This window comes from Streptococcus mitis (assembly GCF_001579035.1).
Lineage (GTDB): Bacteria > Bacillota > Bacilli > Lactobacillales > Streptococcaceae > Streptococcus > Streptococcus mitis_J.
This window is the reverse complement of record NZ_KQ970365.1, coordinates 1-214: the sequence shown is the minus strand read 5'-3', so window position 1 is coordinate 214 and position 214 is coordinate 1. Positions and strand designations below refer to the sequence as shown.

Below are 214 nucleotides of genomic sequence, written 5' to 3'. Positions count from 1 at the left end.
ACATTTACCTTCGTTCCGCCTGAATATACTAAGGAGACCAGTAGGGACAGCTGTACTTAAACTTGTTGTAAAATATACAAAAAAAGGAACAAATGAAACTTATTATGAAGGATTAGAATCACGCTTTTCAACTAATAATATTCAGGCAACGGAGTTAGTGGATAAGACTCCACTACAAAACTTAGTGAACGCAGCACCAGGCAAACGCCAAACC

1 protein-coding gene is annotated in these 214 nt (G+C 37.9%); it reads left to right on the top strand.

Annotation, left to right across the window (positions count from 1 at the left end):
* A partial coding sequence (locus SMIDD26_RS13445) for a hypothetical protein (RefSeq protein ID WP_246747051.1) occupies window positions 1–214 on the top strand: 214 nt, incomplete at both ends.